This window comes from Ruegeria spongiae (assembly GCF_023502395.1).
Taxonomy (GTDB): Bacteria; Pseudomonadota; Alphaproteobacteria; order Rhodobacterales; family Rhodobacteraceae; genus Ruegeria_C; species Ruegeria_C spongiae.
The window spans coordinates 1-13,479 of sequence record NZ_JAMFMB010000056.1; the positions used below are offsets into that span (position 1 = coordinate 1).

Sequence of the window (13,479 nt, forward strand, 5' to 3'; positions counted from 1 at the left end):
ATCACTGGATGGCCGCCTGATCGACTATGCCTCGATCCGCCAGGCTGAGGTCATGGTCGATAAAGCCCGCCAGATCGCCGCCGCCTGAACTCACCTCAACACACAAACAGACAGCCCGCTGACAAAAAAAACGCAGGCCGTTTTGCCGTGAACGAGATGTAACATCAGGCTTGCCGCCGGCCGCCGTCTTTTCATTTGGCTGTTGGGGTGGCAGGTTCGGTCCACGCCGTCGCCATGGATCGGCGCGACGCAGGCAGGGAGCGTTTCGGGGTGTTCGACTTTGTGATAATCGGCGGTGGTGTCGCGGGGCTGGGCGCGGGCGCGTGCCTGTCGGAACAGGGCAGCGTGCTGCTTCTCGAAGCGGAAAGCGCCTTGGGCTACCATGCTTCGGGTCGATCGGCCGCAATGTTCGAGCCGAATTACGGCGCCGCCCCGATTGTGTCGCTCAACCGCGCCAGCGAATCCTATCACCGATCCGAAAACGGTGGTTATCTCACCCCGCGCGGTCTGATGCTGGTGGCGGGTGCGGATCAGAAAGCCCGGTTCGATGCCGATGTCGAGGATCTTTCGCTGCACCCGATCCCGGTCGAACAGGCTGTCGAGCGCGTACCGATCCTGAACCCGCAGGTTCTGGGGTTCGCGGCCCATCACGACACCGCCGAAGATATCGACACCGACCGCCTGCTGCAGGATTTCGCCAAACGCATCCGCGCCAACGGCGGGCGGATTGTCACCGGCGCGCAGGTGACGGGGATCGAAGGCAGTGGCCCGTGGCGGGTTACGGCCGGAGAGGTTCACGAGGCGCGCATGCTGGTCAACGCGGCGGGTGCGTGGGCAGATCGGATCGCCACCCTGGCAGGGGTTGACCCGATCGGGCTAGTGCCGCATCGCCGGTCGATGGCGCGTATCCCGGCACCGGGCGGGCGCGACGTGCGGGGCTGGCCGATGCTGATGGGTGTGGGCGAGAGCTGGTACGCCAAACCCGATGCGGGCAAGCTGATCGTTTCGCCCGCTGATGCCGAACCGGTCGAGCCCCATGACGCCTATGCCGATGACATGGTGCTGGCCGAGGGCATCGCGCGCTATCAGGAGATGGTCACCGAAGAGGTCACGCGGGTCGAAAGCAACTGGGCGGGTTTGCGCTGTTTCGTTTCCGATCGGGTGCTGGTGCTGGGCCCGGACCCGGATGTGCCCGATTTCATCTGGTGTGCGGGGCAGGGGGGCTACGGGTTTCAGACTGCGCCTGCGGCCTCGCGCCTGCTGGCCGATCTGATGAGTGGCGCACCGCCCGAACTGGAGCCGGAAATGGTGGCCGCGCTCAGCCCCGGAAGGTTGCGCCGATGACAGGTCGTCCCCAGCCGCCACGCGTCAGCGTTGCCGAGGCCGGCGAGGGCGGGCGGCTGGTTGCACCCGCTGCAACGCGCAACGCCGCCGCGATTTGTGACCTGCTGCTGCGCATCGCCCCCGACAGGGGCCGCGCGCTGGAACTGGCCAGCGGCACCGGTCAGCACATTGCCGCTTTTGCCACCCGGCTGCCGGGTCTGGAGTGGCAACCCAGCGAGGTCGACGCGGCGCGCCTCACCAGCATTGACGCTTACTGTGATCCGCTCACCAATGTCGCGCCAGCCTTGCATCTGGACGCGACATGTCCCGGCTGGGGCAGGCACCATGCAGGTCAGGACCTGATTGTCGTGATCAACCTGTTGCACCTTGTCAGCATGGACGCGGCCACCTGCCTGATCGGCGAGGCGGCACAAGCCCTGTCCCCCTCAGGTCGCTTGCTGATTTATGGCCCCTTCATGCGTGATGGTGTTCTGACCAGCGCGGGCGACCAGAGCTTCCACGCCTCGCTGACCGGCTCGGATCCGGGCATCGGATACAAGAATGATCGCGATGTTCACGAATTGCTGATTGCGGCGGATCTGGTCCCGATTGACCCGGTTGAGATGCCCGCCAACAATCTGGCTCTGCTGGCGAGCAGGTCGACCTAAGCGTGTTGTCGAGCAAGCGGGTGGGCGCGGGGTTGACATTGATGCCGCGAGGCAGCATATGCACTTCTGTTGTGCTGTCGCGTGAGCAGGCCGTGCCCGATTGAACGGGCCAAAGGCACAATATTCCACCTGATCCCCATCACGCAGGGTTCCAATTGCAAGACCGGACCGATCGGGATTCGCCCGTATGGCCGAGGTTTTGCTGTATCCTCGTGCGCCACCAGAGAGGTGGCAGGAAAGAGATACATTGTCCGAATTCAATACGCTTGGCCTGATGCCAGCGCTGACCGACACTTTGAAAAAGTCCGGTTTTTCAGATCCCACACCAATCCAGACCCAGGCGATTCCGCTCGCGCTGGAAGGGCATGACGTGCTTGGACTGGCCCAGACCGGGACCGGCAAGACACTGGCCTTTGGCCTACCGCTGATCCATCACCTGCTGGAGCAATCCGGCAGACCCGCGCCCAAAACCGCCAAGGCGCTGATCCTTGCACCCACCCGCGAGCTGGTGAACCAGATCGCTGACAGCCTGCGCAATCTGACCAGCGAGACACGGTTGCGGGTAACCATCGTGGTCGGCGGGCAGTCGCTGAACCGCCAGGTCAGCACTTTGGCGCGCGGCACCGACATTCTTGTCGCGACGCCGGGCCGCCTGATCGACCTGATGGAACGCCGCGCGGTCGATCTGAGCACCGTTCGGCACCTGGTGCTGGACGAAGCCGACCAGATGCTGGACATGGGCTTTATCCACGCGCTGCGCAAGATTGCGCCCGCGCTGGGGACACCGCGCCAGACCATGCTGTTTTCGGCCACGATGCCGAAACAGATGGAAGAGCTGAGCCGCGCCTATCTGGACAACCCGCGCCGGGTACAGGTCTCGCCCCCGGGCAAGGCCGCCGACAAGATCACCCAGTCGGTGCATTTCGTCGAGAAGCCGCAGAAAGGTGCCAAGCTGCGCGAGATCCTGTCGCGGGATCTGGACGCTCTGACGCTGGTGTTCGGCCGCACCAAGCACGGGGTCGAGAAAATGACCCGCCAGTTGGTCGCGGATGGCTATAACGCCGCGTCGATCCACGGCAACAAAAGTCAGGGCCAGCGCGACCGCGCGATCAAGGCGTTTCGCGATGGCACGGTGACCACTCTGGTTGCCACCGATGTGGCCGCGCGTGGCATCGACATTCCCGGCGTGGCCTACGTGGTCAACTACGATCTGCCGAATGTGCCCGACAACTACGTCCACCGCATCGGACGGACCGCACGCGCAGGCCGCGAGGGAGAGGCGATCACGCTCTGTGCGGCGGATGAGGTCGATCTGCTGCTGCAGATCCAGAAGGTCATGAAGATCGAAATTCCCGTCGCCAGCGGCGAAATGCCCGAGGCCGTGGCGCCTGCCAAGCCCAACCGCGGAGGCGGCAATCGCCGTGGTCGGGGCAAGCCGCAGGGCGGCGCGCCCAAGGGCGGCAATGGACAGGCCGGCAAGCGTCGGCGTCCACGCCGCCGCGCGGCCTGAGATCAAAGAAAAGGCGGGGTGATTGCCCCGCCTTTTTTCCTATCCGTCCTTGCGGATGACCTCGTTTTTGGGGTCATAGGGGCTGTCGCAGGTCACCGTCGCATCCCACAGCTTGTCCTGCATCTTGACCTTCAACCTCGTGCCTTCGACGGTCAGGTCGGGTGTCACGTATCCCATGCCGATGGATTTCCCAAAGGCCACCGAGTACCCGCCCGAGGTCAGACGACCGACGCGCGTACCTTCCGGCGTGTACAGAACCTCGCGGCCCCAGGGATCGGCATCTTCGGGACCGTCGATCAGCAGCGTGCAGCATTTCACCCGCACGCCGGTTTCCTCCAGCTTGGCCTTGCCGTGGAACTCCTTTGACAGGTCCACAAAGCGCGGCAGGTCAGCCTCAAGCGGGGTGGCGTCGCGGCCCAGTTCGGTGCCGAAGGCGCGATAGCTCTTCTCCTGCCGCAGCCAGTTCTGGGCGCGGGCGCCGACCAGCTTCATGCCGTGCTTCTCACCCGCTGTTTCCAGCAGGTCGAACAGGTAGTTCTGCATTTCCATCGGGTGGTGAAGCTCCCAGCCCAGCTCGCCGGTGTAAGCGACACGGATCGCGTTGACCGGGCACATGCCCAGCTCGATCTGACGCGCCGACAGCCACGGGAAGCGCTTGTTGGACAGGGCGGTGTCCGGGTCGGCGTCCTTGATGACCTCTTTCATCACGTCGCGCGACTTTGGTCCGGCAATGGCAAAGACGCCCCACTGGGTGGTCACGTCCTGGATCTCGATATAACCGAACTCCTCCATCTTGTCCTCGGCGGCCTTGCGCAGGAAGTCAGCATCGTATTCGCTCCAGGCACCGGCGGAGACGATGTAGTAAGTGTTCTCGCCATTGCGGACGATGGTGTATTCGGTGCGGGTGGTGCCATGCGCGGTCAGCGCATAGGTCAGGTTGATGCGGCCGATCTTGGGCAGCTTGTTGCAGGTGAACCAGTCGAGGAACTGGGTCGCACCGGGCCCCTTGATGACATGTTTGGTAAAGGCGGTGGCGTCGATCAGGCCGACGCCCTCGCGGATCGCCTTGGCCTCTTCGACGGCATATTGCCACCAGCCACCGCGACGGAAAGACCGGTTTTCTTCGTCAAAGTTAGACGGCGCGTCCAGCGGGCCATAATAATTCGGACGTTCCCACCCGTTGACCCAGCCAAATTGCGCGCCGCGCGCCTTCTGGCGGTCATAGGCCGGCGCGGTGCGCAGCGGGCGAGCTGCCGGGCGCTCTTCGTCCGGGTGGTGCAGGATGTAGACGTGGTCGTAGCATTCCTCGTTCTTGCGGGCAGCAAACTCAGTGGTCATCCAGTTGCTGGAGTACCGCTTGGGGTCCAGCGAGGCCATGTCGATCTCGGCCTCGCCCTCGACCATCATCTGCGCAAGATAATAACCGGTCCCGCCAGCAGCGGTGATCCCGAACGAGAACCCTTCGGCCAGCCACATGTTACGCAGACCGGGCGCCGGACCGACCAGCGGGTTGCCGTCAGGCGTATAGCAGATCGGGCCGTTGAAATCGTCCTTCAGGCCGCTTTCCTCACAGGATGGCATCCGGTGGATCATCGCCATATACTGGTCTTCGATGCGTTCCAGATCCAGCGGGAACAGGTCAGCGCGGAAGCTGTCGGGCACGCCATACTCAAAGCAGGCCGGGGCATTCTTTTCGTAGACGCCCAGAATCCAGCCGCCGCGCTCTTCGCGGACGTAAGATTGCGCGTCGGCGTCGCGGATGACGGGGTGCTCGGGGTTGCCCTCTGCGCGCCACGACTTGAGCGACGGGTCAACGTCGGTGACGATGAACTGATGTTCGACCGGGATCGCGGGAATCTTGATACCCAGCTTCTTGGCGGTGCGCTGTGCATGGTTTCCGGAGGCGGTCACGACGTGTTCGGCGGTGATCACCACCTTTTCATCGCTCTCGATCAGGTTGCCGCCCTTTTCCACCATCCTGGTGCAGGTGACGTCCCAATGCGTGCCATTCCAGTGGAATTCATCCGCCTGCAGTTTTCTGACGATCTCGGCCCCGTGCTGGCGCGCACCCTTGGCCATCGCCTGGGTGACGTCAGCGGGGTTAATGTAGCCGTCGGTGTGGTGATACAGCGCGCCTTTCAGGTCCTCGGTCTTGATCAGCGGCCAGCGGTCCTTGATTTCGTCCGGGGTCAGCCACTGGTAGGGCACGCCGCAGGTCTCGGCGGTCGAAGCGTAGAGCATGTATTCGTCCATGCGCGCGTCTGTCTGCGCCATGCGCAGGTTGCCGACCACGGCGAACCCTGCGTTCAGACCGGTTTCCTCTTCGAGCCCCTTGTAAAACTCGACCGAGTATTTGTGGATATGGGTCGTCGCGTAGGACATGTTGAACAGCGGCAGCAAACCGGCGGCGTGCCAGGTGGACCCGGATGTCAGCTCATCGCGTTCGATGAGCATCACATCGCCCCAGCCCGCCTTGGCCAGATGATAGGCAATCGAGGTTCCGATGGCGCCGCCGCCAACGACCAGTGCTTTGACTTGGGTTTTCATAACCGGGCGCCTCCCCTTGAATCCAGTTGACCCCATATGGCGCATTTGTGCAGCCGCAGGCGACATTCATCCGACCAGTGATATGAAAAAAACGACCCGCAGCTTCCTGCAGGTCGTTTTCGCCAATGCTTCGCGATTTTTCAGCCGCCGCTGAGGGAGCATCGCTTGAACGCGCCCTTGGTCGAACAGCCGCTGCCCGCGCCCGCGCCGCCCTTGTTCACGCGAACGGTCGGCGCCTCTGCGGATTCGGTATGGCCGGAGAGGGGTTTCGAGCCGCCGATGAACCCGTCAGAACCCTGCTCAGGCTGAGCTTTGGTTGAGGCATTGCTCTTGAGCTTGGCAAAGAGGCGGCCGAACAGGTCACCATCATCTGCGCTGGCTTTTTCGGTTTTGGGCCCCATCAGGTCGCTCAACCCCTCGCGGTAGCCGAACTGGATCAGGTCGTTCGGCGTGGCAATCCTGTTTGCGGTCAGATCGAACCTGTCATTGGGAAGCCCGTATTGGCCTGCAAGTGTATTCGCCGCCAGGGCGAGACCATCAAGGTTGTCGATCCGCATCTGCGCCAACTCACCCCGCAGCTTGACAAATTCCGAGCGCAGCCCCGCCATCTGCTCTGCCAGCCGGATCTCGTTGGCGGGTTCGACCTGTGTTGCGTTGCCAACCATCGGAACGGGTCGGCTCAGCAAAGCGTTCAGGCCATCATAATCCACCTGCCCGAGGAAGATGCGCACCTCGTCGCGCGGGGCATCGGAACGCACCAGCAGGCGGATTTCCTCTCCGATACCAATCTTGCCGGTATAAGTGTCGAAACTGACCTGAACGTCTGTTTCCGCCGGGGCCGGTTTGATCAGCGCCCAGTTGGAACGCGCCACCTTCGGCACATCATAATATTCCTCTTGCACCGCCTGAAAATAGGCGACCCCGCCGATGACACCCAGCGGAACGGGGTCCTTGCCGCCAAAGTCCATCGCCGCGATTGATTGCGCGAGATTGCCTGCAAGCGTGTTCGTGTTTGCCCCCTTGGACAGCGAGGCATGCAGCCAGATCGTATGGCCGTCCTTTTCATACACCCAGCTGTTGCGGTCCAGCTTCTTGGCCTGCACCGTCGCCTCTTGTACCGCGGCCTTGATCGCCAGAGGGCGCGCGGCCTCGCTTAGCTTGGCCTGTTCCGGCCCGGTGCGGGCATCAACCGTAAAATCGCGCTCCGCAATCGCGCGACGCACCCATTCTGCACTTGAGGCGGGCAGATAGGGCTTGGCGCCGGCCTTCCACCGTTTCTCGCGCGCGCGTTCGGCCTGCGCCAGTTTGCGCTCGACCCGCGCGCTCAGAAACCTTTCCTGAAACGTGTCGGCATATTGCTGCACCGACAGGGCCGAGTCGGCCTTTTTCGATTGTGTGTGGTAATCGACACCGGCCACCGCGATGACACCCACAACGATAAACCCCGCCAAGGCCTTTGCGCTCATGTTTCATACATCCCTGTTGATAAAACCTGCCGGTCGACACAACCTCTGGTTCTGGGCGATTTGAAGGCGCGGTCGCGACGCAATTGAGAAATCGTCAGCCGGGCAGAATTTTGCCCGGATTCAGGATGTTGTCGGGGTCGAGCGCCTGCTTGATCGCGGCCATGTAGTCGGTTGCTGCGCCAAGTTCCTTGACCAGGTAGGGTCGTTTTCCCTGCCCGATCCCGTGTTCGCCCGTGCAGGTCCCATCCATCGAGATCGCCAGATCGTTCAGCCAGCTGACAAATTGCCGGGCATTGGCGGTCTCGGTCTCGCTGTCCATGTCCACAAGGACCAGCGAGTGAAAGTTCCCGTCGCCCACATGGCCCACGATCGGGGCCATCAGCCCCAGTTCCGCCGCCTTGTCCTGCGCGGCGGTCACGCATTCTGCCAGCCGAGAGATCGGGACACAGACATCGGTCGAGATGCCGCGCGCACCGGGGCGCAGTTGCAGCGTCGCCCAATACATGTCGTGGCGCGCCTGCCACAGCTGGTTGCGTTCCTCGGTCGAGGTGGTTGCAGCAAAGCCCGTGCCCCCGAACTCATCTGCGATGGTGCGAAAGGTTTCGGCCTGTTCGAGCACGCTGGCCTCGGAGCCGTGGAATTCCAACAGCAGGAGCGGCGTTTCAGGCAGACTCAGCTTGGAATAGGCATTGGCTGCGCGCACGCTCTGTTCGTCGAGCAATTCGATCCGGGCCACCGGCACGCCATACTGGATCGTCATCATGACCGCGCGACAGGCGGCATCAACACTTGGGAAGGAACAGCGCGCCGAACTGATCGCCTCGGGGATGCCCTGTAAACGCAAGGTAATCTCGGTGATGATGCCCAGCGTGCCTTCGGACCCGATGAGCAGCCGGGTCAGGTCATAGCCGGCCGACGATTTCCTGGCGCGTTGCGCGGTGCGGATGACGCGGCCATCGGCCATCACCGCCTCAAGCGCCAGGACATTGTCCTTCATCGTGCCATACCGTACCGCGTTGGTGCCAGAGGCGCGGGTCGCGGCCATACCACCAAGTGAGGCATTGGCACCGGGATCGATCGGAAAGAACAGCCCCTGATCGCGCAGATGGGTGTTCAGATCGGCGCGGGTGACGCCGGGCTGCACCACGCAATCGAGGTCCTGCGCGTGAACGGCAAGCACCTTGCCCATCTGGCTCAGGTCGACCGAAATACCACCGCCGGGCGCGTTCACATGCCCCTCAAGCGAGGTGCCGGTACCGAAGGCAATGACCGGGACCTTGTGAGCGGCGCAGATGCGCACCACATCGGCCACCTCATCGGTACTTTGCGGAAAAACGACTGCATCAGGCAGTTGGTTTTCAATCCAGGTGGTCGTGTGACCATGCTGTTCGCGCACCGACGCGCCGGTGTGCAGGCGTTCGCCAAAGCGTTGCCTAAGCACGCCGATGGCGGTTTCGATCCCATCCTCGTTTCGCGGCAGCAGGGGGGCCTCGGTCATGCGGCGGTGTTCCTCGGGTGCGTGTTGGGTCAGATCATCGACGGGACAACCAGATCGGGCGGGCGGTGGCCATCCTCAAAGGTCTTGATGTTGATGATCACCTTCTCGCCCATCTCGATCCGCCCTTCCAGCGTGGCCGAGCCCATATGCGGCAGCAGCACCACATTGGGCAGCTTGCGCAGGCGCGGGTTCACGTCCGATCCATGCTCATAGACATCCAGCCCCGCACCGGCGATCTCTCCGGCGCGCAGCATGCGGGTCAGGGCGTTTTCGTCAATCACCTCGCCGCGCGAGGTGTTCACCACCACCGCACCGGCTTTCATCAGCTTGAGACGGCGCGCGTTCAGCAGGTGAAAGGTCGAGGGCGTCGCCGGACAGTTGACCGAGATCACATCCATCCGCGCCACCATCTGGTCGAGGCTTTCCCAATAGCTGGCGTCATATGCCTGTTCGATATCGGCATGCAGCCTGCGCCGGTTGTGGTAATGCACCTGCATACCGAAAGCTGTCGCGCGCTTTGCCACGGCCTGCCCGATGCGCCCCATGCCGAGGATGCCAAGACGCTTGCCGCTGATCCGTCCGCCCAGCATCGCCGTGGGTGCCCACCCGGTCCAGTCGCCCTGCTGCATCCGGTTCCAGCCTTCGGGGATACGGCGGGTCACCGCCAGCATCAGTGCCATGGCGATATCGGCGGTGTCGTCGGTCAGCACGCCCGGCGTGTTTGAAACGTGAATGCCGCGCTGCCGCGCAGTCTGGACGTCGATGTGATCCACACCCGCGCCGTAATTGGCGATCATCCGCAGCTTTTCACTCGCCTGGCCCAGCAGGCCCGCGTCGATCTTGTCGGTCACGGTCGGGATCAGGACATCCGCGCTTTGCACGGCGTCGACTAGCTCCGCGCGCTCCATCGGAGAGTCATCCTCGCGCAAGCGCACATCGAACAACTCACACAGCCGGGTCTCGACAACATCGGGCAACCGTCGCGTAACGACAACACTCAGACGATCTCTGGTCACCGAATTCCTCCAGGCACTTTTCAATCGGGTCCGCGCCATGCCATCGTGGCGCAGGAACGGGCGGGGCACAAGAACCCCATGCGCAAAGACGCGGCCTTTTTTGAGTGAGCAGTCGGTATTTCGGGCGGGCAGTCAGTGACAATTTTCAGAGGATCAAGGCGCGTCTTTCTGGCGCTTTCGGCAGGTGCATTGCTCTGTGCGGGCGATGTGGCCCTGGCCGAAACCAAACGCGGGGCAGTGACCAACCTGCCGCTGCCGCGCTTCGTTTCGATGAAGGCCAATGAGGGCAATGTGCGGCGTGGACCGTCACTGACTCATCGGATCGACTGGGTGTTCAAACGCCGCGACATGCCGCTTCAGATCACGGCTGAGCACGGCCACTGGCGCAAGGTCCGCGATCGCGACGGGGCCGGGGGCTGGGTGCATTACGCGTTGCTGTCGGGCGTGCGGACCGTGCTGGTCGAGAAGGAATTGACACCGGTCTATACGCGCCCCGACTCTGCGTCCCAGATCAGCGCCCATTTCGAAACCGGCGTCGTGGCGCGGCTGGGCACCTGTTCCGAAAACTGGTGCAGGATATCGGCGGGTGGCTATCGCGGCTGGGTTCCAAAGGCCGTTCTCTGGGGCGTGGGCCCTGAAGAGATTCGCGAGTAGGCGGATCAAGGTTCGACTGTAACAATCGAAGCGCAATAACGGGACTGCTTGTTCACTTGGGTTTGCTCCGTGCCCAATTCGAAGTGCCTGGGCCAGGTATTGAAAACCGGGTTGAGTGGCTCATTGGCGTTGCCGAATAAGTTCGGTTCAAAAGACCCAAAAAAGTGACAATGGACCCTTGAACCCCTCGCGCAAACTTCGTAGATAGCCGCTCACCGTTGGGGTGTAGCCAAGTGGTAAGGCAGCAGTTTTTGGTACTGTGTATCGTAGGTTCGAATCCTACCACCCCAGCCATGATTTTCCCTAAAATCACGCACTGAATATTTAGCCGCCTATTAGCGCGTGTTTTCAGCAGGTTATCATCCGGCTATTCCAGCTGAGACCCGAGTTTACGCGCAACAATGGTCGATTTCGGGCCGCAGTCTCAGTTCGCGATTCCGGCGGTACGAGTTTGGTGACTTTGGGAGAGTCTGTAGATCAGAGCGCAGCGAACTGCTTGTGCTGATCTGACCAGATAGCCGGGAAGCCCGACCTGATCAGGTAATCCGTGGTCAGGCCGGCAGGTTGTTCGCCTGTAGCGATGGCCTCCAGAACATCAGGCGCCAGCATTGCCAGATCGACCACATCCTGCACCCGGCGTTTGGACGTGCCCTCTTCTTCCGCGATTTCTGAGAACGTTCTGCCATCTGTGATCATCGCCAACCATTGACGCGCCTTGATGATGTTACGCACTAACGTCTGATCGATCTCAGGCGGTGCATCTCCAAGATGCAGTTTCAGCTCCACCCCCCTGCGGCGCATCCGGAATGGCGCTTCGATCGTGAGATCTTCGGTATCAACCTGATCCACCCGGCACTCGATCATTCCGGCAAGTACCTGAATGTTCAATTGCACCGTCAGAGTCCCCTGTCGGATATCTGCCCGTGCAATCAGGCCGAGGCATTTCCTGACGGACTGGCAATCTCTGAGAAGCTCCGTTGCTGAAGCAATCTCGGTCGCTGACATGTCCCGCGCCATTGATGCCACGGCGTTCGGTCGGCTCAAATGTTGTCTGACCACTTCAGCCAAGAGGCTTTCAAGCTGGTCTGCGGGCAGCCGCCATGCATCTGGATGTTTCTGGTTGCGATCCGTCACCAGACGCCCAGAGATGTAGTACCGCAGACGCTTTCCATTTTTGCGGCTATGAGTGGGCGTCAGCCGATCTCCAGTTTCATCGTAGAGCTTTCCGGCGAGCGCTGATCGCTTCGCTTTCTGCTTAACGCCGCGCTCCCTTGCTGCACGATCTGTCAGCAACTGTTGCACGTGGGTCCACACTGTTGGGTCGATGATGGCAGGGTGCTGTCCCGCATAGACCTGACCCTTGTGTCGAATACGGCCAGCATAGATCGGGTTGCTGAGCAAATGATGGATGTGTCCACGATCGAAGAACGTGCCGCCTGTCACGCGCCCACCCGGGCGTTCCCGTCGGCGCGAACGCAGCCCCAGCGCTTCCGCCTGCTCTTTCACATCAAGAATGCTCTGATGCTCCAGATAAAGATCGTAGAGCGTCCTGATGATCTCCGATTCCTCTTCATCGACTTTCAAAGTCCGGCCATCTGCCTGATATCCGAGTGGAACATTCCCGCCCATCCACAGGCCTTTGCGTTTCGAGGCTGCAATCTTGTCCCGAATACGTTCAGCGGTGACTTCCCGTTCGAACTGAGCGAAGCTGAGCAACACATTGAGGGTCAGGCGGCCCATGCTGGTAGATGTATTGAAAGACTGGGTAACGGACACGAACGATGCATCCGCTGCATCAAGACGCTCGACGAGCTTTGCGAAGTCAGCCAGTGAGCGCGTCAGCCGGTCGATCTTGTAGACAACAATCTGATCCAAACGCTTGTCATCAACAGCCTGCATCAGCCGCTGCAGCGCCGGGCGGTCAAGATGACCGCCCGAGATACCGCCATCGTCATAATAGTCAGGCAGTAACTCCCAGCCCTCATGCTTCTGACTGGCAATGTAGGCCTCGCAGGCTTCCCGCTGAGCATCCAGCGAATTGAAGTCCTGCTCCAGCCCCTCCTCCGAGCTTTTCCGAGTGTAGATGGCGCAGCGGATACGTCGCATCACTGAACCCCGAAGAAGCGCGGGCCGGACCAGTGCGCTCCGGTAATGTGCTTTGCGATGGCAGACAGGGAACGCCAGGTTTTGCCGTTCATGATGAACCCGCAATCAGCCACTTCAACCTGATAGGTGCGTCCGTTCCATTCCCGCACCAGATGTGATCCGGGTTTCAGAGCCGCTGGCGGTGTTTTCCCGAGCGCGATTTGCCGCAGTCGACGCTCCGCCTTTACAGATAAACCACCCAGTTCCCGGTTCTGCAGCTCCCAGATCAATACCCGTTTCATGAATTGTGGAGACAGGTATTTTGGCGGAGGCCGACCAAATACTTCCCGCCATCGTTCAAGACATCCAAGACGATCCAGGTGTTCAATGCCGTTGAAAACTTTTGCAAGGTCACGATCCGCCCGCGTAGCATCCATGGCGATCACACCGGCTTCACAATCCGATAGACCGTGCCTTTGTCAGACCCTGATCGCTCAACAGTATGTCCCGCCTTGCGCATCATCGAAATCGCTGCGCGCGCAGAATGCGGTTGCCAGCCAAAGGTGTTCTGCATCTGCGCAATCGTGGCACCGGCCTTGCGAGACAGCAGCTTCTGGAGCTGTTGCTGACGCGTCAGTTTGTTCCGCGCGAATTTGGTAGGTGATTTATTGATTTCGGTATCAGATGAAGTTGTCATTGCTTTCTCCACTCT

Annotated in this window: 11 protein-coding genes and 1 tRNA gene; 5 read left to right on the forward strand and 7 right to left on the reverse strand. The window is 61.5% G+C overall.

Features of this window, described 5'->3' with window-relative positions; translation table 11 throughout:
* The first annotated feature begins 270 nt into the window (after positions 1–270).
* From M3P21_RS21720 to M3P21_RS21730, 3 genes are all read left to right on the forward strand, one after another.
* Positions 271–1,344, forward strand: a complete 1,074-nt coding sequence (locus tag M3P21_RS21720) for an NAD(P)/FAD-dependent oxidoreductase (RefSeq protein ID WP_249713582.1) — start codon at positions 271–273, stop codon at positions 1,342–1,344.
* Positions 1,341–1,991: a DUF938 domain-containing protein gene (locus tag M3P21_RS21725; RefSeq protein WP_249713584.1), complete on the forward strand. Its 651-nt coding sequence runs from the start codon at positions 1,341–1,343 to the stop codon at positions 1,989–1,991. Before M3P21_RS21720 ends, M3P21_RS21725 begins: the two co-directional genes overlap by 4 nt.
* 274 nt (positions 1,992–2,265) lie before the next feature.
* Entirely contained in the window at positions 2,266–3,501 is a 1,236-nt protein-coding gene (locus tag M3P21_RS21730; RefSeq protein ID WP_373320114.1) for a DEAD/DEAH box helicase, read from the forward strand.
* A 39-nt stretch (positions 3,502–3,540) separates the two neighbouring features.
* On the opposite strand, the gene M3P21_RS21735 is transcribed toward M3P21_RS21730, so the two are convergent.
* The 4 genes from M3P21_RS21735 to M3P21_RS21750 form a co-directional block, all read right to left on the reverse strand.
* Entirely contained in the window at positions 3,541–6,048 is a 2,508-nt protein-coding gene (locus M3P21_RS21735) for a GcvT family protein (protein ID WP_249713588.1), read from the reverse strand.
* A 140-nt stretch (positions 6,049–6,188) separates the two neighbouring features.
* Complete coding sequence (locus tag M3P21_RS21740) at positions 6,189–7,514, reverse strand: hypothetical protein (RefSeq protein WP_249713590.1); 1,326 nt, start codon at positions 7,512–7,514, stop codon at positions 6,189–6,191.
* Between the two features lie 94 nt (positions 7,515–7,608).
* A complete protein-coding gene (locus M3P21_RS21745) occupies positions 7,609–9,012 on the reverse strand; it encodes an FAD-binding oxidoreductase (protein WP_249713591.1) in 1,404 nt (467 codons plus the stop codon).
* Positions 9,013–9,041: 29 nt separating this feature from the next.
* Entirely contained in the window at positions 9,042–10,028 is a 987-nt protein-coding gene (locus M3P21_RS21750) for a 2-hydroxyacid dehydrogenase (protein ID WP_249713593.1), read from the reverse strand.
* A gap of 135 nt (positions 10,029–10,163) precedes the next feature.
* On the opposite strand from M3P21_RS21750, the gene M3P21_RS21755 reads away from it, so the two are divergent.
* On the forward strand, positions 10,164–10,682 hold the full coding sequence (locus M3P21_RS21755) for an SH3 domain-containing protein (RefSeq protein WP_373320112.1): 519 nt from the start codon (positions 10,164–10,166) through the stop codon (positions 10,680–10,682).
* Positions 10,683–10,901: 219 nt separating this feature from the next.
* Positions 10,902–10,976: transfer RNA gene (locus M3P21_RS21760), tRNA-Gln, on the forward strand.
* A gap of 183 nt (positions 10,977–11,159) precedes the next feature.
* Here the strand turns inward: M3P21_RS21760 and M3P21_RS21765 are convergent.
* The 3 genes from M3P21_RS21765 to M3P21_RS21775 all read right to left on the reverse strand — a co-directional run.
* Positions 11,160–12,788, reverse strand: coding sequence for a recombinase family protein (locus M3P21_RS21765; RefSeq protein ID WP_249713594.1), 1,629 nt, complete (start codon positions 12,786–12,788; stop codon positions 11,160–11,162).
* Positions 12,788–13,204, reverse strand: a complete 417-nt coding sequence (locus M3P21_RS21770) for a DUF2924 domain-containing protein (RefSeq protein ID WP_249713600.1) — start codon at positions 13,202–13,204, stop codon at positions 12,788–12,790. Before M3P21_RS21770 ends, M3P21_RS21765 begins: the two co-directional genes overlap by 1 nt.
* A gap of 5 nt (positions 13,205–13,209) precedes the next feature.
* Positions 13,210–13,479: DUF3489 domain-containing protein (locus tag M3P21_RS21775; protein WP_249713596.1), on the reverse strand; the 270-nt coding region annotated here is incomplete at its 5' end.